General features: G+C 62.7%; 23 protein-coding genes and 1 pseudogene. 13 read left to right on the top strand and 11 right to left on the bottom strand.

The annotated features are described in order from the left end of the window. Positions 1-118, top strand: a pseudogene (locus tag ACX80Q_RS04235) (lipoyl synthase); the annotation flags it as partial. Positions 119-146: 28 nt separating this feature from the next. Then, positions 147-947: a methylenetetrahydrofolate reductase gene (locus ACX80Q_RS04230; RefSeq protein ID WP_459329268.1), complete on the top strand. Its 801-nt coding sequence runs from the start codon at positions 147-149 to the stop codon at positions 945-947. A gap of 2 nt (positions 948-949) precedes the next feature. Here the strand turns inward: ACX80Q_RS04230 and ACX80Q_RS04225 are convergent, their stop codons facing one another. After that, on the bottom strand, positions 950-1837 hold the full coding sequence (locus tag ACX80Q_RS04225) for an FHA domain-containing protein (protein ID WP_459329267.1): 888 nt from the start codon (positions 1835-1837) through the stop codon (positions 950-952). A gap of 10 nt (positions 1838-1847) precedes the next feature. Next, positions 1848-2102 carry a hypothetical protein gene (locus ACX80Q_RS04220; RefSeq protein WP_459329266.1) on the bottom strand — a complete coding sequence of 85 codons (255 nt, stop codon included), beginning with the start codon at positions 2100-2102 and terminating at the stop codon, positions 1848-1850. Between the two features lie 271 nt (positions 2103-2373). Here ACX80Q_RS04220 and ACX80Q_RS04215 point away from each other — a divergent pair, with 271 nt between their 5' ends. Next, positions 2374-2751, top strand: coding sequence for a VOC family protein (locus tag ACX80Q_RS04215; protein WP_459329265.1), 378 nt, complete (start codon positions 2374-2376; stop codon positions 2749-2751). A gap of 279 nt (positions 2752-3030) precedes the next feature. On the opposite strand, the gene ACX80Q_RS04210 is transcribed toward ACX80Q_RS04215, so the two are convergent. Further along, on the bottom strand, positions 3031-3708 hold the full coding sequence (locus ACX80Q_RS04210) for a GAP family protein (protein WP_459329264.1): 678 nt from the start codon (positions 3706-3708) through the stop codon (positions 3031-3033). Between the two features lie 411 nt (positions 3709-4119). On the opposite strand from ACX80Q_RS04210, the gene ACX80Q_RS04205 reads away from it, so the two are divergent. After that, positions 4120-5706 carry an ABC-F family ATP-binding cassette domain-containing protein gene (locus ACX80Q_RS04205; RefSeq protein WP_459329263.1) on the top strand — a complete coding sequence of 529 codons (1587 nt, stop codon included), beginning with the start codon at positions 4120-4122 and terminating at the stop codon, positions 5704-5706. 16 nt (positions 5707-5722) lie between these two features. Here ACX80Q_RS04205 and ACX80Q_RS04200 read toward each other — a convergent pair whose 3' ends face one another. Together ACX80Q_RS04200 and ACX80Q_RS04195 are read right to left on the bottom strand one after the other, a co-directional pair. Then, entirely contained in the window at positions 5723-6253 is a 531-nt protein-coding gene (locus ACX80Q_RS04200) for a hypothetical protein (RefSeq protein ID WP_459329262.1), read from the bottom strand. A gap of 27 nt (positions 6254-6280) precedes the next feature. Beyond that, the gene (locus ACX80Q_RS04195; RefSeq protein ID WP_459329261.1) at positions 6281-8524 is read right to left on the bottom strand and encodes an MMPL family transporter; all 2244 of its coding nucleotides are present in this window, start codon (positions 8522-8524) and stop codon (positions 6281-6283) included. An 89-nt stretch (positions 8525-8613) separates the two neighbouring features. On the opposite strand from ACX80Q_RS04195, the gene ACX80Q_RS04190 reads away from it, so the two are divergent. The 7 genes from ACX80Q_RS04190 (at position 8614) to ACX80Q_RS04160 (ending at position 16714) form a co-directional block, all read left to right on the top strand. After that, positions 8614-9123 (top strand): MarR family winged helix-turn-helix transcriptional regulator, encoded by a 510-nt coding sequence (locus ACX80Q_RS04190; RefSeq protein ID WP_459329260.1) that lies wholly within the window; start codon positions 8614-8616, stop codon positions 9121-9123. A gap of 172 nt (positions 9124-9295) precedes the next feature. Further along, positions 9296-11236 (top strand): penicillin-binding transpeptidase domain-containing protein, encoded by a 1941-nt coding sequence (locus tag ACX80Q_RS04185; protein ID WP_459329259.1) that lies wholly within the window; start codon positions 9296-9298, stop codon positions 11234-11236. Between the two features lie 433 nt (positions 11237-11669). Next, positions 11670-11945: a DivIVA domain-containing protein gene (locus tag ACX80Q_RS04180; RefSeq protein WP_459329258.1), complete on the top strand. Its 276-nt coding sequence runs from the start codon at positions 11670-11672 to the stop codon at positions 11943-11945. 216 nt (positions 11946-12161) lie between these two features. Beyond that, on the top strand, positions 12162-13421 hold the full coding sequence (locus tag ACX80Q_RS04175; RefSeq protein ID WP_459329257.1) for an APC family permease: 1260 nt from the start codon (positions 12162-12164) through the stop codon (positions 13419-13421). Between the two features lie 84 nt (positions 13422-13505). Next, positions 13506-15353, top strand: coding sequence for a DUF2264 domain-containing protein (locus tag ACX80Q_RS04170; protein ID WP_459329256.1), 1848 nt, complete (start codon positions 13506-13508; stop codon positions 15351-15353). A 431-nt stretch (positions 15354-15784) separates the two neighbouring features. Beyond that, entirely contained in the window at positions 15785-16405 is a 621-nt protein-coding gene (locus ACX80Q_RS04165; protein ID WP_459329255.1) for a hypothetical protein, read from the top strand. 18 nt (positions 16406-16423) lie between these two features. Next, a complete protein-coding gene (locus ACX80Q_RS04160; protein ID WP_459329254.1) occupies positions 16424-16714 on the top strand; it encodes a hypothetical protein in 291 nt (96 codons plus the stop codon). A 102-nt stretch (positions 16715-16816) separates the two neighbouring features. On the opposite strand, the gene ACX80Q_RS04155 is transcribed toward ACX80Q_RS04160, so the two are convergent. From ACX80Q_RS04155 to ACX80Q_RS04145, 3 genes are read right to left on the bottom strand one after another with little or no spacing between them, the layout of a single operon-like run. Further along, a complete protein-coding gene (locus tag ACX80Q_RS04155) occupies positions 16817-18457 on the bottom strand; it encodes an ABC transporter permease (RefSeq protein ID WP_459329253.1) in 1641 nt (546 codons plus the stop codon). Beyond that, positions 18454-19416, bottom strand: coding sequence for an ABC transporter ATP-binding protein (locus tag ACX80Q_RS04150; RefSeq protein WP_459329252.1), 963 nt, complete (start codon positions 19414-19416; stop codon positions 18454-18456). Before ACX80Q_RS04150 ends, ACX80Q_RS04155 begins: the two co-directional genes overlap by 4 nt. A 9-nt stretch (positions 19417-19425) precedes the next feature. Next, complete coding sequence (locus tag ACX80Q_RS04145) at positions 19426-20100, bottom strand: TetR family transcriptional regulator (RefSeq protein ID WP_459329251.1); 675 nt, start codon at positions 20098-20100, stop codon at positions 19426-19428. Between the two features lie 281 nt (positions 20101-20381). Between ACX80Q_RS04145 and ACX80Q_RS04140 the strand changes: the two genes are divergently transcribed. Continuing rightward, positions 20382-21095 carry an NUDIX hydrolase gene (locus ACX80Q_RS04140; RefSeq protein ID WP_459329250.1) on the top strand — a complete coding sequence of 238 codons (714 nt, stop codon included), beginning with the start codon at positions 20382-20384 and terminating at the stop codon, positions 21093-21095. A 32-nt stretch (positions 21096-21127) separates the two neighbouring features. Continuing rightward, positions 21128-21346, top strand: a complete 219-nt coding sequence (locus ACX80Q_RS04135; protein ID WP_459329249.1) for a PLDc N-terminal domain-containing protein — start codon at positions 21128-21130, stop codon at positions 21344-21346. Here the strand turns inward: ACX80Q_RS04135 and ACX80Q_RS04130 are convergent. The 3 genes from ACX80Q_RS04130 to ACX80Q_RS04120 are packed head-to-tail and all read right to left on the bottom strand — an operon-like array spanning position 21343 to position 24701. Continuing rightward, positions 21343-22923, bottom strand: a complete 1581-nt coding sequence (locus ACX80Q_RS04130; RefSeq protein ID WP_459329248.1) for a 5-oxoprolinase subunit B/C family protein — start codon at positions 22921-22923, stop codon at positions 21343-21345. The two genes, ACX80Q_RS04135 and ACX80Q_RS04130, sit on opposite strands and share 4 nt — an antisense overlap. Further along, positions 22924-23682 (bottom strand): LamB/YcsF family protein, encoded by a 759-nt coding sequence (locus ACX80Q_RS04125; protein WP_459329276.1) that lies wholly within the window; start codon positions 23680-23682, stop codon positions 22924-22926. It lies immediately after the preceding gene. Between the two features lie 23 nt (positions 23683-23705). Next, on the bottom strand, positions 23706-24701 hold the full coding sequence (locus tag ACX80Q_RS04120; protein ID WP_459329247.1) for a malate dehydrogenase: 996 nt from the start codon (positions 24699-24701) through the stop codon (positions 23706-23708). Positions 24702-24804 lie beyond the last annotated feature (103 nt).

The following is a 24804-nucleotide window of genomic DNA, read 5'->3' as shown; positions in this document are numbered from 1 at the left end:
CACCGCCATGCGCAAGAAGGGCCGCGACATCCCCGAACACCTCGCCCACATCGCCGACGGCATCGAGGACTCCGGCCACACCCGCCAAGAAGCAGCCTCACTCATCACAGCCCGGTAGTTCCACTCCTCCAGGGAAGAGCCTGACCATGTTCCCCTCACGCTTGGAAGTAATCCCCACCAAGGACATAGTTCCCGCGGTGTTGGCACAGGTTTCCGCCGGCACCACCATCACCGTGACCTGCCTGCCCCAGCACGGGGTGGAACGCACCATGGAAGCGGCGTCGGCCTTGGCCGGGCATGGCTTTCATGTGGTCCCGCATTTGGCTGCCCGCTCCATTGCCTCACGCGGGCAGCTCGCAGGCATTTTGCGTGCGTGCAGCACCGTCGCAATCACAGAGCTTTTCGTCATTGGTGGCGACAAGGGTCAGGCTGCAGGGCCCTACGAATCAGGTGAAAGCCTCATGCGCGAGATCGCGCAGTTGAGTGGCAACAGCATGAGGATGGGCGTTGCCGGCTACCCGGAGGGGCACCCGTCCATCCCAGAGGACCAGCTCTTGGAATCGCTGCGGACCAAACAGGAACTGGCAACTCACGTTGTGACGCAAATGTGCTTTTCACCGGCGAAGATCGCCGAATACATGGCGGGTCTGCGCCGTGAGGGCGTGATGCTGCCCGTATGGGCCGGAGTTGCAGGAGCCGTCCCGCGAACCAAGCTGCTCCGCCTCGCCACGAAGATCGGCGTGGGCAGTTCGCTGCGGTTCATCAGTGGCAAGGGAACCTTGGGCAGAACCTTGCTGGGCGGCACCAGCTACCAGCCAGAGCAGTTCATTGCGGACTTGGGGGAGCTTGCCGTTCCGCCGGCCGGCATTCACTTGTACACCTTTAACAGCCTTGACTCCCTGCCGGAAGTGAGTGGGTACGGCGCCACTGCCGTCCCTTCCCCCTAGAACTATTGTGGCTGACGCGAATCACCCACACCTGCGACGGCGTCGTACTCCAGCTGCCCCCGGCGCGGATCAAATTGAGGACGCTGGGGGCGGGCAAATTCGCCTGCCGAACGCCCACCAAACGGCCGTCCGTGGTCGGCGTACTCCTCCCGGAAGAAGACCAGCCGCCACGGTCCCAGCACCAGACGTGCGCCGGTGCGCAACACCTGCGCTCGCCCTGCAGGGCTGTCGGGCCGGCCAGCGATGAACACGTACTCGTCGTCGTCCCTGTGCACTATATGTGCTTGGACGTCAGTCAATTCCGGCAAGACGAATGTGGCGTCGCTGCCACTGCCAATGAGGGTTGTTTCCGCCACCAAGTTGAACTCGCTGGGTGGGCGTCCGTCCCAGGTTTCGCTGTCCCGGACGAATATCAGCCGGGGCCGCCCGCCGCCAAAGGTGTAGTGCGTGGTGGTGGGTTTGAGGCGGAAGCGCCGTTGAAATGTGGGGGCCAACGGCAAAGGCGTGCCCGGTGGAATGAGGCTGCCTTGGAATTCGCCTCGGGTTTGTGCCTTGAGCAGGGTTGACCAGGTGTTCGATTTGCCCGGCAAGATATGCGCAGAATTGGTGATCAGCCGGTGAAGTGCCGAGACCTCCACGGCCCCCAGGCTGACAATGGTGCCTTCCGGGACGGAAACCGTAACCGTGATTCCGTTCTTCGCCAAGTAACGCGCCGCGTCCCGAATGGCTGGCAAATTTCTGCGGGAGCCCAACCGGAACAGGGCCGCACTGTCGGTGTGTATTTGTATTTCCCGTCCGGCGGCCTTGATGGTGCCATGCACCACTGCCGGCTCGCTGCCGTCCTCAACAGGGAGCTCAACAGAGAAATCCAGATCAATGTCAAAACGCATGGGCCATCACCTACGGCTTCGGCGCCGGGGAGACGGTGCCTTCATTGTCGCTTGTGGTCACGCGCAGTGTGCCGTTGAACTTCCACGTGGCCCTGGGTGCGTCGGGTCCAATGTCGCGGGGCACTTCAACGCTCATGTCCACAAAGCTGTAGTTGACCTCTGCTCCGCGCCCCGTCAAGTACTGCCACAGCTGCTGCCCCAAATCGGACCAATCGCTGATGGGAACTGAGCGGAAGTCGTCAGTCAGTGGGTGGTTCTCAGTCATGGCGGTGCCCTCCAAATAAGTGGCTGGTGGTGCCCAGCGCCCCGCCAGAAGTGCACAATTCACGAGTAAAAGCTGGTCGCTTTTTGTTGGTGCACTTGCTGCAACCCTAGTGATTGCGGCTGGCGAATGATATAGATACTTCAACAATCTGAATATATGTTTTACCACTCATTTTGATGCGGCGGCTGCAGCAAATTTGGCCGGCAACTGACGTTGGCAAATTGGCGCGAAGCCCTGTTGGTAAGTGCTACCACGGAGTAGCGTGTCCGGCATGGACTGGAAACTTGAACTGGTATTTGTCCCCGTGTCCGATGTGGACCGCGCCAAGGATTTCTATGTGAACAAGGTTGGCTTCAACGCCGACTATGACGAGCGGCCCGGAGGTGGAATCCGCTTTGTGCAACTGACGCCACCCGGCTCGGCCTGTTCCATCTGCATTGGTGAAGGTCTCACGGATGCTGCCCCGGGCACTGCGCCGAACCTGCAAATGGTTGTCAGCGACATCCAGACCGCCCATGACCAGCTCAAGTCCAACGGTGTGGAGGTCAGCGACGTCGATATTCAGGACTGGGGCCACTTTGTGTACTTCGCGGACCCGGACGGTAACAAGTGGGCCGTCCAGTACCTCCCCAACAGGCCCAACGGCTAGCTGAAATCTCGACGCCGTTCGGGGCCTATCCTGCTAGGGCTGGGCCCGCACAAGCGGCTGTGGTGCTCCGGCGCCGGGCTCTGTGATGCGTCCCTGGTGGGTACTCCCGCAGATGTAGGGGTTCCCACTGCGAAAGGCCACAGGCCTGTGATTTTCTCGACCTTGTGCTCCATGCTTTTTCCTCACCGATCGCGGCAGCAGACTGCCCTCTGTGGTGCGGCCGGATGAAACTGCCGCCCACTTAATTCGGAGCGGCGGGCTGTTCGGATTGGAGCTAATTTATGCCTGGAAGCTGCCGATTCCGTTGCCGATGAGGATAAAGCCAAACACCAGCAGCAACAGTCCCGTCATGATCGAGTGGTTGGTGCGCAGCCAACCCATGAGCGATGCCAGCGGTACCGCCATTTTTTCCGGTGCCACCAGGTAGCCGGTCACCGGAAGAACGACTGTCACCGAGCACACCACCAAGAAGGCCGCCATGGCCCACAGCTCCTGCGTCACGCTGAGGCTGGCAGCACCGATGGTGACACCTGCAGCCGCCGTAATCATCAGGTTCTTGGGGTTGGCAGCGGATAGTGCCAACCCGGTCAACAGGCTGCGGGAGGGTGCCATGGTCTCGGCGGAGGCCATCCAACGGGGGAGGGAACCGGCGCCGGACTGTTTGATGCGCTTGGCAAACTTGCGTCCTGCCAGGAACAGCAGCCCGGCGCCCAAGGCAAGGCGCAGAATCCCTGCCACGGCGTTCGGGTCCCCGTTTCCGGAAGATTCAACGGTGTCCAGCAGGAGCGTGAGCGCAGCGACGATGACAGCGATTCCCGCCACCCAGCCAAGCAGGAACGCCAGGCCGTTCGCCTTGGGGTGGGTGGATCCCAGCAGCAGCACAATCATGATGATGGGAAACGGACTCAATGAAATGCCCAGTCCCAGGGGGATCAGCGTCCCAATGACCTCATACATCTCCGGCGTCTCCTGATGGCGATGGATACAACTCTTCATCGAAGTTTGGCACGGATACTCGGAGAGTCAAGACAATACTTGAGTTGCCCAGCGCAAAAAATTGCGGTTGATGGTGTGGTGGGACAAGCAATCCACGAGGGACTTCGGTGGGCGCCCAAACAGTGGCGCCACTAGGAAAAGTGAGGGGTCGGCATGAGAATGAATCTGACCAGCGTGCTCGTTGACGACTAGGCGAAGGCGCGGCCTTACTCCACAGGGGTACTCGGGTTCGTGCTCAAGCATGACCTTCCGATGGGCCCTGAGCGTTGTTTAGCCCCCGGCCCCTGGCCGCAGTGCCCGGGTGCGCCTGCGCGGTAAAGTGGAGGCGGGTGTTTTTCCTGCCCCGACTTTCCGCAACAAAGGACCACACCCATGAGCTTGATCCGCCTCAATGACGTTTCCGTGCGCTTCGACAAGGTTCAGGTGCTGCGCGAGGCGTTTTTCAAGCTCGAAGCCGGCGACCGGGTGGGCATGATTGGTAAGAACGGCTCCGGAAAATCCACGCTACTCAAGCTCGTGATGGATCAGGTGGAACCGGACACCGGCACCGTTGCCGTGGAGCTCGGCACCAAGATTGGCTACTTCTCCCAGTTCTCCGAGCTGAACGGGGCTTCCACGATCCTGGAGGTGCTGGAAGAGCTCTTTGCCCATGTCAAGGACATTGAGGCTGAGCTGGCTGGCATCGACGCTGCCATCGCGGCGGACCCCGCAGCCGATGAGCTGGACCGCCTGATCCACCGCCAATCCGAGCTGTTCGATGACATGGACCGCCTGGACGGCTGGGACTACAAACGCAACATCGACAAGGTGCTGACCACCCTGAGCTTCAGCGAGGCCCACCGTGTTTCGGCCATTGATGACCTCTCCGGCGGCTGGCGCAACCGTGCCGCCCTGGCCAAGATCCTGCTGGAAGCGCCCGATGTGTTGCTCCTGGATGAGCCCACCAACTACCTTGACGTGGCAGGTGTGGAATGGCTTGAGGCCTGGTTCAAGAACTTCAAGGGTGCGGCGATCATCGTCTCCCACGACAGGAAGTTCCTCGATGCCGTGGTTAACCGGATCATTGAGTTGGAGAACTTCCACCTGCACGAGTACCCCGGCAACTTTGCCGAGTACGTTGTGGCCAAGCAATTCCGGCTGAAGACGCTGGAAAGCCAGTTCATGCACGAATCCGAGTTGCTGGCGTTTGAATCTGAAGGAATCTCAGATCGGCGCGAGGCCGCCAAGGCTGCGTCCAAGGGCCTGGATTCGAAGCTCTCCAAGATCAAGAAGTCCCGCGCGCCGCGCCCCGTGGACAAGATCATCACCGAGATTTACGGTGGCCTGCACGTCAAGGATGTTCTCTGCCGGGTGGAATCGCTTACCAAGTCCTATGGCGAGCGCACCTTGTTTAGCGACCTTAGCTTTGAGATCCGCCGCGGCAACAGGATTGTGGTGCTGGGATCCAACGGCTCCGGCAAGTCCACGCTCCTGCGCGCCCTGACCGGGGAAGAGGCCGCCGATTCCGGCTACGTCACCTGGGCCAAGGGTGGCGGGCTGGTCTCCTACAACCAGCTCCTGGACGAACTGGACCCAGATGACACCGTCACACACGCCGTCAACGCCATGCCGGACAGCCTTGCCCTGACCGCCACCAAGAAGTCGGTCAACAGATTCCTGGCCATGTTCCAGTTCTCGGAGGCCGATCTCAAGCAGAAGATCAGCAACCTCTCCGGTGGTCAGCGTGCCCGTGTAGCCATGGCGCAGTGCCTGCTCTCCGGTGCCTCGGTGCTGGTGCTCGATGAGCCCACCAACCACTTGGACATGTCCAGCACGCAGGTCATGGAGCGGGCGCTGCTGCATTTCCCCGGCGCAGTTCTGGTGGTCAGCCACGACAGGTTCTTCACGGACAAGATCGCCAACCGTCGTTTGGTGTTCGACGCCGGGAACCCGGGAGTCATCGCCGTCAGCGGCGGCTAGGAAACTGGTCCGGGATCTAGCGTCTGGAACGGACCTTCCGGCCCCGGCGCGGAGCCCGGAGTTTCTGGGCACGGGGCTTCCTGATGCGGGGCCAGATGTCCCGGATGGCCAGCCACACCAGAACTAGCGCGATTGCCCAACCGATCACTGCCGAAACTATTCTCCCCGACAGGGTGTATGGCCTTCCCGGGTCGACTGCCAGCCGGGCGGCCTCGGGCATTTGAGCCGCGTACACCACCCCAACCCGCTGATTTTTGGTGTAGTTCCTGTTGCTTCCCGCTGTGTAGACACGTGTTGAGACGGGGACGCCGTCACGAGTTGTGAATGCCACGTGGATGACCCTGCTGCTGGATTTTCCTCCGGTCCCCACTTCAGTCACCCTGCCAGAAACCTCCTGCAGCGTGGTGCCAGCGCTCTCAAGGGCAGCAGTCCGCTCCGCGTCGGTCAAGCTCTTGGACACGCCCATGATGCCGCCCGCGACAAAAAGGGCAATCAAAAGGGTGCAGGCCAGTGTCCCCACCCAGTTCCAGGGTTTCTTCTTGGCCATGCGGGTGGGGCTCCTTGCTGGTGGCAGTTACGGCCCATCAAGCCTACCGGTGATCGAGCCTGTCGAGACCGGGATTTGGACGGGCTCAATCACCGCCGGGGCCGCTGCGCCCAGTTTGGATGGCCACCACACCCTGTTGCCAATGTCGTACGTCAGTGCCGGAACCAGAAGGGTCCGCACAATCACGGTGTCCAGCAGCACACCAAATGCCACGATGAACGCCAATTGCACCAGGAACAGCAGCGGAATGATGCCCAAAGCCGCAAACGTTGCAGCAAGGACCACTCCGGCGGAGGTGATGACCCCGCCGGTCATGCCCAAACCTCGCAGTACCCCGGCGTGAGTGCCCATCACCATGGACTCCTCCCTGACGCGCGTCATGAGGAAGATGTTGTAGTCAACACCTAGCGCCACCAGGAACACGAAGCCGAATAGCGGAACCGTTGCGTCCGCACCCGGGAAGCCGAACACATGGTTGAACACCAGCGCCGAAACGCCCATGGTGGCCACATAGGAGAGCACCACAGTGCCAATCAACAACAGTGGCGCAACGATGGAGCGCAGCAGGAAGATCAAGACGATGAAAATGACAATCAACACCAGCGGCACAATCTTGAACAGGTCACTTTGTGCGGTGACATTGGTGTCCAGGGCAATCGCGGACACGCCGCCCACCAAAGCGCTGGCATCCACGGCCGGCAATTGCTGGCGCAGTTTCACCACCACCTGCTCCGCAGCCTCCGAATCAGCCTGATCCTGCAACGTGGCATTGATCAGCACGCGCCCATCCTTCACCACTGGCGCCGCTGCGGGGTCGGGGCGGCCATTGCCCGTGAAGAGGCTGGCCTCGCCGATGCCTTCCGTGCCTTCGACGGCAGCCAACACCTGATCGGATTTACCTTGGTCAGCAATGATCAGCACCGGGCTGCCGCTGCCGCCATCGAAATGCTCGGCCAACGCCCGTTGTCCGTCCACGGCGTTGCTCTGGCCCAAAATAATCTCGGTTTGTGACACCCCGTTGGCCTGCAACTGCAAAATTCCAGAGCTCGCGGCCAGCAGCAGCACCAGGGTGGCAACCCAGGTCATGCGCGGCTTGCGGGCAATGAGAAGGCCAATGCGTCGCCACAGGCCACCAATCCCGGCCAGTCCGCGGTCAACGTCGGTGGCGGTTGCCCCCTCCATCCCGGAGCCCACAATGGCCTCATGCTTGTGAGCATGCTCCACCTTCGGCTTGAAAGGCCAAAAGGAGCCGCGGCCAAACGCCACCAATAGGGCGGGAAGGCACGTCAGGGCCGCGAGCAGCGAGAAGAAAATGCCAATTGCGGCGATGGGCCCCAAGCTCCTGTTGGAGTTCAAGTCCGAGAACAGGAGGCAGAGCATGGCCAGGATGACTGTGGATCCGGAGGCGACGATTGGCTCCCAGGCGCCGCGCAGGGCACGTCCCATGGCCGCCCACTTTGAATCGACCTGGTGCAGGGCCTCACGGAATCGAGCCACCAGCAGCAGCGAGTAGTCGGTGGCGGCGCCGATCACCAGAATGGAAAGAATGCCTTGGCTTTGCCCGCTGAGTTTGATCCAATCCCAGCTGGCCATGTAGTAGATCACCAGGATGGACGCGCAGAGTGCCACGACGGATGTGAATAGCACTAGAACGGGCAACACCACTGAGCGGTAGACAACCAGCAGAATAACAAAAACCGCCAAGAGTGCCACCAGCAACAGAACCCCGTCAATGCCGCCAAAGGCATTGACTAGATCGGCTGTCAGTCCTGCCGGCCCCGTGACGTAGACACTCATGCCGGCCGGAGCCGATGCGGCGAGCACATCCCGCAATTCGTCAACAACCGTCTTTATTTCACCGGTGTCGGAGATGGGGACCAGAAATTCAACAGCAAGCTTGTCTGCGGAGGGAATGGGCCCGGCGATGGTGGTTGTGGCTGGTGGTGTGGGCTTTTGCACTCCGTCAACCGCGCCCAATTTATCCGACAGTGCGGATATTTCGCCCAGCTGGGCCGCCGTCAGCGGCTCGTCGCTGGTTAGCAGCACCACAGCAGGAATCACATTGCTGTCCACGAACCGCAATTGCCATTCCCGCGCCACAGTTGATTCCGCATTGGCGGGAAGGAAGCTGGCTTGATCGTTGCTGGAGACATCGGAGATTTTGCCGAAAGTGGGCCCGCCCAGTCCTGCTATCAAGAACCAGACAACTATCAAAACTGCGGGCAATGTAAGCCGCAGCCAACGCTTGGGTGACCAGTCACTAGTTTTCATAGAAACAATAGTACTTCCACAGTGGAGAGATTCCATAGTGGAGATATTATTTTAACCAGTGAATGACAAATAGGGGGATGATTGTTCTCATGAAGTCTCCCCAGCCCCATACCGAACTATTCACAGTGATGCGCGAGTTCACCCTTGAATCGGATCGCTATGTTGAGCGGGTTGCTTCCTTGCACGGCCTGCACCGCACCGATCTGAACGCTCTGGGCTTTCTTGTGCGCCCCAGCCGCGAAGGAAACACCATGACGCCGGGCAAGTTGGGCGACGCACTCAACCTCAGCTCACCCGCCACCACAGCATTGGTGGACAGGCTGGAACGTTCAGGTCATGTTGTGCGTCAGAGAGACCAGGCGGACCGTCGGCAAATTCAGCTCTCCATGACTGAACACGCCAGGAATGTGGGCCGCACCTTGTTCCTTCCCCTGGCCATGGAACTCAGCGGTGCAGTGGAGAACTACACAGCCGAGGAGTTGGCGCTGGTGGAGCGGTTCCTGCGTGACATGACAACAGCCACCTCCACTGCCATGGAAAACCTCAAGGGGCCGGAGCCGCATGCTGACTCGGCGGCTCCCGCCCAGGTAGCCCAGTAGTCCGCAGGAGCCATCGCAACCCCGGGCCGTTGCAGCCACCACCCGTGCTGGCGTGATGAAATATCCGCCCACAGGATGAAATTGCCGCCAGAAAAGCACAACTGTCAGTGAGCGTCGCTGGATTGCTCCTCACCGTGGGTAGGCTGGGGCACATACCAACGTCAGGGAGCCCATGATTCGTCGCGCCACAGTTTTGCTGCTAACCCTCAGCCTCGCCTTCGGGGCAGTGTCCTGTTCGACGCCGGACAACGGCACCTCCACCGCCGACGCCCTGGCCAAGGCTCTGTCCGCCCACACAGTGGGGGACCTCAGCTTCGACAAGCCGGCGGCGGACGTCCAAAAGGAATTGAGCGAACTTTCCAAGAGCATTGACCCGGTGTGGCCCACTGTCACAGTGACCGGCGTCGAGGTCAAGGATGACAATGCCCGGGTCTCCTTGAACTACACCTGGAACATTCCGAAGCTGGCCAAACCGTGGACGTATTCCACCGGGGCCGACATGAAGCGCAACGGCAAGGCCTGGACCATCACCTGGACCCCGGAAATGGTGGAACCCAAGTTGGCAGCCGGTGAACGCTTCAAGCTCACCACCACCTACGGACAGCGCGCGGGCATTCTCTCCGCGGATGGCCAGGCCATTGTGAAAGACCGCCCCGTAAAAATTGTGGGCGTCAACAAGGAAGGCCTGAGCGATGCCCAGGCTGAGGCCTCAGCAAAGGCGCTAGCAGCCGTGCTGGGCATTGACGCCGCAGCCTATGTTGCCAAGGTCAAGACCTACGGCCCGGTGGTATTCGTGGACGCCATAACTCTGCGCGAAGACGCCTTTAATGCGCTGAACCAGGACCAGCTCAACGCCGTCAAGGGCCTTCTTGTCACACCTGACACCATGCCGCTGGCGCCGTCGCGCACTTTTGCCTCAGCAATTCTCGGCACGGTCCACGAGGCCACGGCCGAGGACATTGAAAAGTCCGACGGCAAAGTGGTGGCAGGCCAAGTGGTGGGTTCCGGTGGCTTGCAGGCCTCCTTTGATGCCCAGCTCTCCGGCGCCCCGGGCGTCACTGTCAGTGCCGTCACGCCCACCGCTGCCACCCCAACAGCCACACCCACGGACGCTGCTGCGAAAGCGGCCGACGCAGACAAGGCGCCAGCCAAGGTTCTCTTCACCACGGAAGCGACTGATGGCAAGGACGTGAAAACCACTCTGGTTCCGGGCCTGCAAAGCGCGGCCGAGGAGGCGCTGGCCAGCGTCAAGACGCCCAGTTCCATTGTGGTGATGCGCCCGTCAACGGGAGCCATTTTGGCGTCCGCCAACGGCCCCGACAGCAAGGGCTACAACACTGCGTTCCTGGGCCAGTACGCCCCGGGCTCAACTTTCAAGATTGCCACCTCACTGGGCCTCTTCCGCCTGGGCATGAACCCGGCTTCCACCGTGAGCTGCACGCCGGAATTCATCGCCGACGGCAAAAAGTTCCTCAACGCCCCGGGATACGCGGCCGATGCCACGGGTCAGGTGTCCCTGACAACAGCGGTGGCCCACTCCTGCAACACCGCTTTCGTGTCGCAGTTTGAAAAACTGTCGCAGGAAAAGTTGGCGGATGCTGCGGGGGCACTGGGCATCGGCATGGCTAACGACCTTGGCCTGGATTCCTACATGGGTGCCGTCCCGCGCGACTCCGCAGGAACAGAACATGCGGCGTCCATGATTGGCCAGGGCAAGGTGCTGACTTCGCCGCTGGCCATGGCGGCCCTGATGTCCGCCGTGGTCAAGGGTTCGGCCGTCCCGCCGGTCCTGGTTGACGGCCACGATGGCAAGGCCAAGCCCGCGGACGGCACGGCACTGACGGCTAAGGAGGCCGGGGACCTGCGAACCATGATGCGCGCAGTGGTTACCGATGGTTATCTGGACATTCTTGCTGATCTGCCCGGGGCCCCGGCCATTGGCAAGACAGGAACTGCCGAATACGGCAACGACGTCCCGCCGCGCACACACTCTTGGGTCATTGCAGCCAAGGGCGACATCGCCGTGGCTGTGTTTGTTGAGGACGGCGATTTGGGGGCAGTCACAGGTGGTCCCCTGGCCAAGGCCATCCTTGCCGCGGCGGCCGGCCAATAGCAGCTGCTCTGGCTAATGTTCGACGGCGGGAGGCGGGGGAGAAGGTTCCCCCGCCTCCCGCCGTCGAACGTTAATGAAGAGTGCTGGCGGCCGAAACCCTAAGGGGCGGCCCGGCCCAAAGTGGCGCCGGAATCGGTGGAGCTGCAAGGGTTGCCAACACCACAATGAAAATTGCCACGAGTGCGCAGAGGCAGGCACAAAGACGGCGGTAATTCTTCACCGCAGCCCTACACGAGTGCTTGCAGGGGCAGTACCTGCTCACCACCGACGGTAGTCGATTTCCTGGGGCTGAACCGCTTTTGTACTGCCCCAGGGCCGAAACCTCGGGCCGCTTTAAGGATTTCTTAAGTATTATTCCGGCACCCGGTTTAGGGTGGGCATGGAACGTCAATTGCGGAACAATGTTGTTTCGCCCGGCGGTAAGGCGGCAAAGATGCATAGTTCGGAGATTTCCGCGGTTGGTTTGCCCACCACAGTGTTCCGTGAAGGCTACAACCGGGACGAGGTTGACTCCTTCATGGAGACCGCCCGCCAGTCACTTCAGCAATGGGAGGCGGGACGCGTCGGCGAGCTGACCTCCAGCGGTGTTGTTGAGGCCCGCTTCACCCCCACCATGTTCCGTTCCGGATACAAACAAGGTGAGGTGGACGATTTCCTCGACCAAATAGCTGAAACCCTGGGCAGCTATGAATCGGAGCAGCGTCCCTGACCTCCGGGTTTGGTGCCGGCCAACTTTTTGACGATCAGCGGCGAACCGGCAGGACGGCTCTCCACCTACCCTGGCGTTCACTTCCGGGCGGTATCATCGTCGAAGTTCCCCTTGTGACGTCGCCTCGCTGATGGCGGATGCGAGGCGGGCGCCGCCATGGACGTTCAACGCCCGCACCCTGTGTGCCACCAGCCTTTGTAGAGGGACTTCACCCGCATGAGCAATCCTCCCGCCCTTGCCCGCCGCCTGGGCGCCTTTGATGCCGTGGTCATTGGAATGGGGTCGATGATCGGTGCCGGTGTGTTTGCCGCGTTCACCCCGGCCGCCGCAGCAGCCGGATCGGGTCTGCTGGTAGGACTCGCGGTGGCCCTGCTGGTTGCCTTTTGCAACGCTACTTCCTCCGCCCAGCTGGCCGCGGCCTACCCCAGTTCGGGTGGCACATACGTGTACGGCCGTGAACGGCTGGGGCCCTGGTCCGGGTACCTGGCCGGGTGGGGGTTCATCATTGGCAAGACCGCCAGCGCCGCGGCCATGGCCATGACGTTTGCCGCCTATGCGGCCCCTGCAGGGTGGGAGCGGCCGGTGGCGATCGCCGCCGTGGTGCTGCTGGCCGCAGTCAACTACCACGGGGTGAGCCGGACTGCAGGGCTGACCCGCATCCTGGTGGTTGGGGTGGTCCTGGCATTGGGCATTGCAGTGGCAGTGTGCTGGGGCGGGCTGGCCCCGGAACAGGGGCATTTTCTTGGCAGCGGACTGCTGGCGCACGGCTGGTACGGGATCCTGCAGTCTGCCGGACTGCTGTTCTTCGCGTTTGCCGGCTACGCCAGAATAGCCACCATGGGGGAGGAGGTGCGCAATCCCCGGCGCACCATCCCCCGGGCCATTGTGCTTGCTCTGGCCATCACCGCCGTTATCTACGCAGTGATTGCCGTGACGTTGCTGGCCGCACTAGGGCCCGACGGCGTGGCAGCCACCCCCACGCCCCTGGCCGACGCCGTGGGGACGGGCTCGTGGGCGGCCCCCATTGTCAGAATCGGTGCAGCGGTGGCGGCTCTTGGCGCCCTGTTGGCGCTCATCGCCGGGTTGGGCAGGACCAGCCTGGCCATGGCCCGCGAGCGCGACCTGCCACACTGGCTCGCCGCCATCCACCCCCGCTACCAGGTCCCACACCGGGCCGAGACTGTCCTTGCCGCGGTGATTTGCGCAGTCATCCTGGTCGCTGACCTGCGCGGCGCCATCGGCTTCTCCTCCTTTGGCGTGCTCATCTACTACTTGGTGGCCAACATGGCCGCGTTCACCCAGCCTGCCAGTGACCGCCGGTACCCCAAGTCGCTGCAAGTCTTTGGGGCAGTGGCGTGCGTGGTTCTCGTGGCCACACTGCCGCCCCTGTCGGTAGGACTTGGCCTGGCCATGTTTGGTGTGGGCATCTGCCTGCGACTGCTTCGTCTGAATCGGGCCCGGCCGGGCAAAGGCTGACATTCACAATTCACTCGGAAAGCCCTTTCCAGGTACTGTAAAAGACAAGTTTCCTGACGCGGCAAAGGAGCAGCAATGATTGGCATGCCTGAAGACAACCGGGTGTTGAGCCCCATCACCGGCTACACACGCGAGCACTGGCTGGCTGCGGCGGATGCCCAGTTGCAGGCAGTGCGTCCCTTCGCTTCCAGGGGACGAGCTCTCATCAATCTGCCCGGCATCGCCAGCGTTTCCGGGGAACTGTCCGACGGACTGGAGGGCTTTGCCCGCACCTTCATGCTGGCAGCATTCAGGGTCGCCGGCGAAGCTGGGAATGATCCGCACGGCCACCTCGAGTTCTACCGCAAGGGCCTGCTGGCCGGCACCCACCCGGAATCCACCGAGGCGTGGCCCCGCATCAACGTGACCCGGCAGGCTTTGGTGGAGGCGGCGTCGTTGGTTCTAGGTCTGCATCTGACCCGGCGCTGGCTCTGGGACACTCTGGAAACTGCGGAACAGGACCAGGTGGTTGCCTGGTTGGGCGGATCTGTTGGTGTGGCCATCCCGGACAACAACTGGGTCATGTTCAAGGTGATGGTCCAGGAATTCATCGCCTCCACGGGGCGGCCCTGCCATGAGGAGGACATCACCAACGGACTGGCACGCATCGAGGACTGGTACGTGGGGGAGGGCTGGTACACCGACGGCGACGGGCAGCGCTTTGACTACTACGCCGGCTGGGCCATGCACCTCTACCCCTGCCTGTGGACGCTCATGGCGGCGCAGCGCGTACCCGAACTGGCCTCGCAGAAGGCAGCCATTTACACCGAACGGCTGCGCCAATACCTGCAGGACTTCCCCTACTTCTTCGGCTCCAACGGTGCCCCGCTGTTCCAGGGCCGCTCGCTGATCTACCGTTTCGGTGCCACGGCCCCGCTGTGGCTGGGCGAACTCATGGGCGTCAGTTCCCTGGGTCCGGGCGCCACCCGCAGCCTGGGCAGCGCGGCGCTGAAATACTTCAACGACGGCGGAGCCTTCGGTTCGGCGGACACTCTTGGCTGCGGCTGGTTCGACACCTTCCGCCCGATGACCCAGAGCTACTCGGGGCCGGCCTCCCCGTACTGGGCGTCCAAGGGTTTTCTGGGCTTGCTGCTTCCGGCCGGCCACCCGGTGTGGACGGACACCGAACAGGGCGGGCCCGTGGCCGCCGCGGATTCCGTGCGGGTCCTGCCCGCCCCAGGATTCCTGCTCTCCAGCACTGCCGCGGACGGAGTGGTGCGCCTGACCAACCACGGCAGCGACAACTACTTCGGCGCCGGACAAGCGGATGACCTGCACTACTCCCGCCTTGCCTACTCCACCCACACAGCGCCGGAGTATTGCGCCCCGCTGGACAATCACCTTGCCGTGTTGGATGCCTTGGACGCCCCGTCCCGCCGCACAGCAATCCACCGCCGTGAGAGTTCGACGCCGGACACCCTGGCCAGTGCCCACCGCCCGGTTTGGGGCAGCAACGAAGGGGAGATGGACTCGCCATGGCTGATCACCACCGCCACTGCAGTCCGGGGACCTTGGGAACTGCGCCTGCACGTGGTGGAATCCAGTACCGGGCAGGGTGCCACTGTTCGTGAAGGCGGCTACGCAGCTCCCTGTGGCGGTGCCGTGTCCACGTTCCTGATCCCCGTACTGGGCTACACCGGTTCGGGGCTTGAGAATGCCCAGGGAAGCAACCCCATGGCGCCGGCCACCACCATTCCGTGGCTGTCCGGGGAGCACTTGGGTGGCACCCGCAGTGTGCACGCCTCTTTGGCAGTGCTCACGGGTGACCCGGGCGTGGTGGCCTTGATGGCCGGGGCTGGGCTGAACCCCGAACTGAGCGAACAAGAGGGTGTGGTGGCCCTGAGCGTCACAGTCCCGGACGGCTCACGGCTCAGCGCCGGGGTGTTTATCTGACATCTCAACGGGGAGGGGTGTTCCGGGACGATATCTCGGCTGTGGAAACGCCAAATTTCAAACTTTGCCACATCATTGTGAGTGCCTAGACGGACAGAATCTACTGTTAGATTCCTAGCTGCAAGGTGCAGGAACATCCCCTTGGATCCATCGTTCGGTCAGGCCACTGATCTTTCGGCGTTCAATCGCGTGATTGCGGACAGTGCCACTGGCAACGGCTTTGACACAGTATCTATTGCGTCATTGATGATTGGGGTGCCCTTGCCCAGGGGAGAAGTTTCCAACCTCACCGAAAGGACAGGGCAACCGCAAGTGGGTCAGTTGGGCCAGCTGGCCCAAGTCCGTGTTTAGCCGCCTTGCGTTCTTGCGTCTAACGTCTTGATTGTCGGCTTGTACATGAGTCACCGACATGACCTATTGGGGGACTGGACATGGAAAACTTGCTCAAGAAACACAAAAAGCCAAAGACTCGGGCTTGGTCTGCTCTGGGTGTTGCTGTTCTGATGTTGCTCGGAGGATCGCCGGCTCTCGCTGTGCCAGCTGCGCAAAATGCTGAGTCCGCTTCTTCTTCGCCCGCCAAATTCAACTCCACGCCAACGAAATCGAACAACAAAGAATTTGATGCACAGGTGTCAAAGGCCCTGAAATTCATGCGGGCCACTGGGGGACAGGCCAGCTACTTCGATACTGCGGCTGCCGAAGCGGGCGGCGCTGACTCTGTAACGCTTGAAGTCGGTGCCATAGTCAACTCTCTGGCAGCAGGGCAAAACAATGGTGGAGGTGACCAAGCGGCGGCAAAGTTGGGCCTTCCCATTTGGGGCAACTGGTGCGGCCCTGGCCACGGCGGTGGAGCTGCGGTGGATGTGCTGGATTCGATTTGCCGGACACACGACAAGTGCTACGGCTCCCGTGGTTACTTTGCCTGTTCCTGCGACCGGGCCATCATTAGCGACATCAACAAGAATATTAACAAGATGAAGACACAGGAACGCGTAACCGCTGCCGCAGTAAGCGTCTACTTCACCTATTGCATGTGCAATCCATTCAAGTAAGGACAAGGCCTGCGCACCATGACGAGTATCAATCAGCCAACGGATTCAACGAGCCCAACAGGAAAGCCAATCGTCACCTGGGCGTTCATGGCCCTGGCAACGGTGGTTGTCTTGCTCATGCCCGACTGGAGCGGTTCCGGCAGCACTAGGCCGCTTTGGCTATTCTTGGTGCCGATCGCGCTGGGGATTGCCGGGGCGGCCTTTGCCCTGAGGAGCCGGCATATCTGGTGGGCCATGATCTCCGGGTTGTGGGGATTCGCCTTGATCCAGGGTCTTGTCCTCCTCGTTACCCTTGTCAGCGGGCCCTGAACTGGCTCACCCAATGGCCGTGGGTGCCAGCCGGTGCCACGGCCTTGGAAGGGTCACGGCCCAGCGCAGGGTTTTTCACCCGACATGTCACCCGGGAGGACCTTACTCCCCGAGGATGTCGCGCGTGCGGAAACGCCAGATGCCCGGCGCGGCGAGCACCACCGCGAGGACCGTTAGCACCAGCAAGGGAAGCAAGGTGAAATTGTCCGCCGGCATGCGCGGCACGGCGCCAAAGGGGGTGGCCTTGATGGTTTCCTCCGACAGTGAGAACAAGCGGCCGAACATGGCCACCAACAGGGAAACGCCATACACGGCCCAGGTCAGGCTGACACTCCACCGCGGCAGGAAACCGTGGAGGAACAGCAGCAGGCCCATCAGCAGCAGCACCGCAGGCCAGTAGGCAAGAGACGCCGAGGCCATGGCGCTGCCGGTGATTGCGCCGCCGGATGATGCTCCCGCCAGATAGCCGCCCAACAGCAGCATGAGCATGGAACCCGCACCGGCAACAAGGATCTGAGCCGCCTGCCACTTGTACCGTGACAGTGCCCCGGCCAGTTGGGATTCCAGCCGACCGCCCGCTTCCTCGCTGCGCGTCATGGCCAGACATTGCACGGCGAAGGCGGCGGCGAGCACTCCATTGAACAACGCAATGAGGCTGAAGACGCCGTCGAGCACGCTATTTGAGCTGCCCAGCAGGGACTTGCCGTAGAAGCTTGAGGGGTCCATCACCTCGGTCATGGCCCGGGCCACACTGCCATAGAACAGTCCGGCAACCACGTCGCCCATGAACCAGCCCACCAGACTGCCACCCTGCAGGCGCAGGGCCAAGCCAATGGGGTGGGTCAGGAAGGCGGATGCACGCCCCGGGCCGCGCCGTTCAGGCAGCAAACCCATCCCCAGATCCCGGTTACTTTCGATCCTAAGGGCTGCGGCAGAACCCACAACGCTAAGTGTCAGCAGCGCAACCAGCGGCCACCAGTTGTCCTGGCCAAAGGGGCGCATGTTTTGTGCCCAGCCAAGGGGGGAGAGCCAGCTCAGCGGGCTGACGTCAGTGCCATTGGCTTGGAGGTCGGCCCCTGCACGGATGAAGTAAAACAGGGCAAGCACGCCAACGCCCAATGAGTTGGCGCCGCGACTGGTTGAACCCAACTGTCCGCAGAGCGCGGCAACGGCCACGAAGGCCAGCCCCGTTCCTGCAATGGAGGCGCCCATGACCCACGAGCCGGCCATGGGCAGGCTGGCGGACAGGCAGAGCAGCGACACCAGCAAACCCACCAGCACGCTCAAGCCGCCAGCCACACCATAGTTGGCCACACTGTAGGCATGGCGTCCCACGGCGGAGGAGCGCAGCAGTTCGGTGCGCCCCGCCTCCTCATCGGCCCGCCCGTTGCGGGTCACCAGGAAAATCGAGGCAAAGCCAAGAGCGACGGCAAGCGTCATCCAGATCTTGATGACCAGTATGCCGCCCAGGGAACCTGCCGCATACGGCAGGCCGGTCATGGCTGCCACGGCGGGGGTGTTTGCCACCTGGGCGTAAGCATCCCGGGCTGCCTGGGTGGGGAACGCCTGCTGCTGGGAGTCGTACACCACGGGGATCATGACGGCCAGGACTACCGCCCACACGAGCAGCCGCAACCAGTTCCGGCGCAGGATAAAGCGCACACACAGCAGGAATCCGGTCATGGTGCCCCAGGGTGGCACCGCCCTGGCCGCGCTGTGGGCCCCAAGCGTTGCCGTGCTCATCGTGCACCTGCTCCCTGGGCTGCCTTCTTGGACAAGGCTGCTGCGCTCGCCGCAGAAGTGTCCAGGACGGTGCCGCCGTAGTGGCGCAGGAACAGGTCTTCCAAGGATGGCGGGCTGGAGACAAGCGTGCGCGGTGAATACGCAGACAGGGCAGCCAGGACACCACCCAACTCCTCCTCACCCACAGTGAACGTGGCCTTGGGGCCGTCAACTACTAGCTCATTCACCCCTGCCACGGACGCCAGTACCGAAGCATCACGGTCCAGGACCACCGAAACCACAGTGCTGTGCAGGTGGCGGAGTTCATCGAGCCGGCCGGCCTCAACTGTTTGGCCGTCACGGATGATGGTGACGGTGTCGCACAGTTTCTCCACCTCGGCGAAGATGTGGCTTGAGAGCAGTACGCTGCGGCCCGCCGCCTTCACGTCGCGGATGCACTCCGTGAAGACCTGCTCCATGAGGGGATCCAGGCCGGAGGTGGGCTCGTCCAGGATCAACAGCTCGGCATCCGAGGCCAAGCCAGCCACCAGCGCCACCTTTTGGCGGTTGCCCTTCGAGTAGCTGCGCGCCTTCTTGGACGGGTCAAGCTCAAACCGAACAAGGAGTTCGTCGCGCTTAGCGTAGTCAACCCCGCCGCGCAGCCGGGCCAAGATGTCAATGGCCTGTCCACCTGTCAGATTGGGCCACAGGCTCACGTCGCCGGGGACGTAAGCGATGCGCCGGTGCAGGTCCACGGCGTCACCCCACGGATCGCCGCCCAACAGCCTGGCCGTCCCGCCGTCGGACTTCAAAAGCCCCAGCAGGATGCGGATGGTGGTGGACTTGCCGGATCCGTTGGGGCCCAGGAAGCCGCCAACGCTGCCCTGGGCAAGCTGCAGGTTCAGGCCCGCCAGTGCTGCAGACTTGCCAAAATGCTTGTGCAGCGCCGTGACCTCGATGACCAAATTACTTGAGGACATGATGATTCCTTAGCGAGGTGCTGTTTCTCCCGCGAGCCCCACGGGTGGGTGGTTGGTGGCGGTTAGGTAGCTGAGGTATTCCTCGAGATAGCCGCGCCCGGTGAACAGGCCCTCCGTGAACAGCTCGAGGGTTGGCAGCAGGGCGTCGGCGTAGGAGGCCTCCATGACGCCCTGGAAATCATCCAACGCGGTGTCGGGGTGCATGGCCAGCCGGACCACCATGGCCCCAACGGATTGGTACGTGAGGAAGCGAACCCGCGCTTCCTCATCGCGACTGGGCACCACCAGGCCGCGTTCCTCGGCGTTGCGGGTGAACAGCAACGCGTCGGCAACCATGTGTTCAATGAACTCGCGGCCGGCCGCGCCGCCCTCGCGGACGCTGCGCAAAATGTAAACCAGCAGGATGCCGCCCTCCCTGGAGACAGGGAACTGGGCAAACAGCTGCTGGGGAGCGGTCTCGATGCTCTCCGTCTTCAGTGCGCTGTAGCGCTTGAGGACAGTGGCGTCGCACTCGGCACGCAGCCGCTTTTTGGAGCCAAAATGGTGCCTGACCAGGCCAGCGCTGACCCCCGCGCGTGCGGCAATGGCCCGCAGGGATTCATCAAAACCCTGCGCCGCAAAGCATTCGATGGCCGCATCCCGCAGCCTTGCCCGTCCGGTCAGGTCCTCATGAGCTGCGCTCATGAATAGGATGCTACTCGCATGTATAGGGGCCGGCAATGGCCAGTGTTGGCTTTGGCCATGCGCGCTGCTGGCCACTTGGTTTGCGCAGGAATGACAGTGGCGCAGTGCCAGCACGCTCCCTCGCGCATAGCCCAAGTCAACTTTGGCCATGCGCGCTGCTGGCCACTTGGTTTGCGCAGGAATGACAGTGGCGCAGTGCCAGGACGCTCCCTCGCGCATAGCCCAAGTCAACTTTGGCCATGCGCAGGCTGCGGTGCCGGCGTGGGGACTAGGATGGCTGCATGAACACAGACGCACCACTTGCGCCGCTTGAGGACGCCTGCACCATAGTGCTGATACGTGACGGTGCTGCGGAGCTTGAGGTGTTGCTGCTGGAGCGCCCGGATAACAGCAGGTCCTTTGCCGGTGCTTGGGTCTTTCCCGGCGGGAAGGTGGACCCGGCGGACCGGGTCGATGCCAGCGGTGGTGTGCGGAATGACTTTGCCGCCGCCCAAGTGGCGGGACTTCGCGAATTGGCCGAGGAAACAGGGCAGCAGCTCGCGGCGGATGACCTGGTGTGGCTGGCCCAGTGGACACCCATGCAAAACATCCCACGACGCTTCAGGACCTGGTTCTTCCTGGCCGCAGCCTCCTCCGACAATGTGGTTTTGAACCCTGAGGAGCACGAGTGGTACGCGTGGATGTCACCGGCCGAGGCACTGCGTGCGCACGCCGCCCAGGAGATGACGCTGGTGCCACCCACCTGGGTCACCTTGCACCATTTGGCCCAGCTGGATTCCATGGCCCAGGCGCTGGAACAAAGCAGGAACACGGATCCAGTCATCTACGAGACCCAGCTGTTGATGCCCGAGCCCTTGATCAAGCCAAAAGACAGCGGTCCGGCAGGTCTTTTGTGGGCTGGAGATGAGGCGTACCCCGCTTCCACGGCCCCAGCCGGTGCCCGGCACAGGCTCACCATGGCCGGGCTGCCCTGGGTTTTTGAACGTACAGTGTGAGCACCATCCGCCGTCAGAAAACAGGAGCCGTCATGTCCACCAGGAAGCATTGGAAAGACCTCAGCAAGTCCGCCAAGGTTGCCATCATGTTTGGCACTGCGGTTCAAATTTTCCTGCAGGTGGCTGCCCTGCGTGACCTCTCCAGGAGGACCCCGGCGCAGGTCAACGGCGCCAAAGGCAAGTGGGTGGCGGCGTCGTTCCTGAACTTTGTGGGACCCATTGCGTACTTCCTCAAGGGCCGGAAAAACTAGGTACCAGCCGCTGGGGGCACGAACCGGACAGCCGCCCCAGGCGGCAGCTGGGCCGCCATGTCCAAGTCCTCGCGGAGCACCACGCCCAGAACGGGATAGCCGCCCGTTACCGGGTGGTCGGCCAGGAAAAGCACTGGCAGGCCCGACGGCGGCACTTGGATTGCGCCGTCGACCATGCCTTCGCTGGGTAGCTCCGCAGGCTGCGCCGCAGCCGTGCGCTCCAGCGGAGGTCCGTGCAGCCGCAGCCCGATCCTGTTGGACTGCGCCGTCACGGTCCAGGTCTGTTGTCCAAATGCCAGCAGTGACGCCGGAGTGAACCAATCGGCCCGCGGCCCGGGGCGGAAACGCAGTTCAGTGATCCCCCGCTGGGGAGTGGGCGGCAGCTCTGGCAGAGCGACAATGCTGCCCTTGTTAGCCGGAGCCACGGGCAGGAACGTCGCCGCAGTGATGGCCGCCGGCCCCAATCCGGAGAGGAGGTCGGTGGAGCGGCTGCCCAGCACCGCCGGAACGTCCAGGCCACCGCGCACCGCCAAGTAGCTTCGGAAGCCGTGGCTGCCGGGAGCGCCGCCGAGTGTGAGGATGTCGCCGTTGAACAACATAAACGGTGTGTCCAGGGGGGCCAGTCTGTGCTGACCTGCCGTGTCCTTAATATCCAGGGCAACTGCCGCGCCGGTGACTGCCACAACGTGGCTGCCCACAGATTTCACCCTGAGCCCCGTGAGGACTGTTTCCAATGCGGCCGCGCTTGTGTTGCCGTTGCCCACCATCCTGTTGGCCCGGCGCAGGGCCGCCCTGTCTAGGGCGCCGGATGCAGGCACGCCCAGATGGGCAAAACCGGCCCTACCCAAATCCTGCACGGTGGTGAGGGTCCCCGCGCCAAGAACCTGAAATCCCTGCCGGGCCTGCGAGGCTGGAGTTGGGGGCGTTCGGAGTGTTGCCGCGCGCAGCCGCGCCAACTCCCGCACGGGCCTGAAGCGGACCCTGTCGCCGGGTTGCAGGAGCGCAGGGACCTCTGCCGTTGAATCCCACAAGGTGCTGTTGTTGCGGCCCAGGAGTTGCCAGCCGCCCGGTGAAGTTGATGGATAGACGGCCGAGAACTTACCACCCACAGCCACCGAACCTGCCGGGACGGCCGTGCGCGGGGTTGCGTGACGGGGGATTGCCAGTGCGCGGCAAGATGGTGTGAGGTACATGAACCCGGGCGCGAAGCCGCCAAACGCAGCAAGCCAATCCTGCCCGCTGTGCCAGCCCGCCACGGCGTCCGCGCTCAGGCCCACCAGCTGGGCAACGTTGGCGAGGTCGGCGCCGTCGTACACGGTATCAAGGGTGTGCAGCGTTCCCGCACCAACGGCCCGGTGCTCCACTGTGGCGGTGGCCAACCAACGGGTGAGGCGTTGAACTGTTGCGGGGGATTCGCAGCTGATGAGCACCGTCTGGGCTGCCGCCACAATGTCCACCAAGCCTGCAAGGTCCTGCTCACGCAGCGCAGCCTGCAGGTCCATGACCTCAGCCAAGGTGTCAAGCTCCACGAGGATGGCGGTTTGCCCCACGGGCCGGATGTGCAGTTTTTGGGCCATCTAGGCGAAGCTGCGGATGGTGACGCCGGCACCCGTCAAGGCTGTGCGCACGGCGGCGGCCAGCTGCACAGCACCGGGGGTGTCCCCGTGCAGGCACAGGCTGCGGGCCGCGATGGGTATGCGGGTACCGTCCATGGCTGTCACTTCCTGGTGCAAGGCAATGTCCAGGCTTTGGGCAACCACGGCATCCAGATCATGCAGCACCGCTCCGGGCCTGGTGCGGGACACGAGAGTGCCGTCGGTGTTGTAGGCGCGGTCCGCGAAAGCCTCGGTCACCACGCTGAGGCCCGCCCCTGTTGCCAGGCGTTGCACCTGTGAATTGGGTGCAACCAGGAGCTGCAAGGAAGCGTCCACGGCAAGTACCGCATCCACGACCGCCTGCGCCTGCCCGGTGTGGTGGACGATCGCGTTGTACAGGGCCCCGTGTGGCTTGACGTAGCGCACGCTGGTGCCTTCGGCTCCGGCCATGGCCTGCAGGGCGCCGATCTGGTAGATAAGTTCCTGGGTCAGCTCCTGTGGGTCAACATCCATGAAACGCCTGCCAAAGCCCGCCAGATCCCGGTAGCTGGGGTGCGCGCCTATGACCACGCCAGCGGCCGCTGCGAGGGAGGCGCTGCGGCGCATGGTGGCAGGATCACCGGCGTGGAATCCGCAGGCGATGTTCGCGCTGGAAACGTGGGCCATGATGGCTTGATCGTCGCCCAGGCTCCACTGCCCAAAGGATTCGCCCACATCTGCGTTGAGGTCAAGGTGGTGCACAGGCAGGATTGGTGCAGGCATTGTTAGAGCAGGCCCAACTCAGCAACGGCGCTGCGCTCTGACTCGAGCTCCGCCACCGAGGCGTCGATGCGTGCACGGGAGAACGCGCTGATCTCAAGATTGGGCACAATGCTGTATTCGCCGTTGGCTGTGGTGACGGGGAAGGAACTTACCAGGCCCTCGGGAACACCGTAGGAACCGTCCGACGGCACAGCCATGGAGGTCCAGTCGCCGTCGGGCGTGCCCTGCACCCATGAGCGCATGTGCTCCAGGGCCGCGTTGGCTGCCGACGCGGCGGAGGAGCCGCCACGCACCGAAATGATCTCGGCCCCCCGTTTTGCCACCCGCGGAATGTACTCATCCGCCAACCATTGCTGATCCACCAGTTCATGGGCGGGCCGGCCAGCCACAGTGGCATGGCTGATGTCCGGGTATTGGGTGGCGGAGTGATTGCCCCAGATGGCCAGCCTCTTGATCTGGCTTACGGGGATGCCGGTTTTGGCGGACAGCTGGGCCAGTGCCCTGTCATGATCCAAACGGGTCAGGGCTGTGAAGCGTGAGGCGGGGATGTCCTTCGCATGGGATGCTGCAATCAAGGCGTTGGTGTTGGCGGGATTGCCCACCACAACCACTTTGAGATCATCGGCGGCACCGGCGTTAAGTGCCTGGCCCTGCACCGAGAAGATGCCGCCGTTGGCACTGAGCAGATCTGCCCGCTCCATTCCCGGGCCGCGCGGCCGCGAGCCCACCAGCATGGCGATGTTGACGCCGTCGAACGCCTTGAAAGGATCATCAAAGACTTCCAACCCGGCCACCAGCGGGAACGCACAGTCCATGAGTTCCAGGACAGTGCCCTCGGCCGCCTGGGCTGCCTGCGGGATCTCCAGGAGGTTCAGCTTGATGCGAACGTCGGGGCCCAGCATGGCGCCGGAGGCTATCCGGAACAGCAGCGCGTAGCCGATCTGACCTGCGGCACCGGTGACAGTAATTGTGACGGGTGCGGAATCATGTGCGTTCATGGGGAAAGTCTAACCACACACTGGCACGGTGGCAGGAAAATCATCCTAAAGCTGCGTCGCTCGCCTATGCTGAACAAGGATGTGACCGCCCATCAGCCAAGGA

Source organism: Arthrobacter sp. HLT1-20 (genome assembly GCF_054510895.1).
This window is presented reverse-complemented; position numbering and strand designations above follow the sequence as displayed.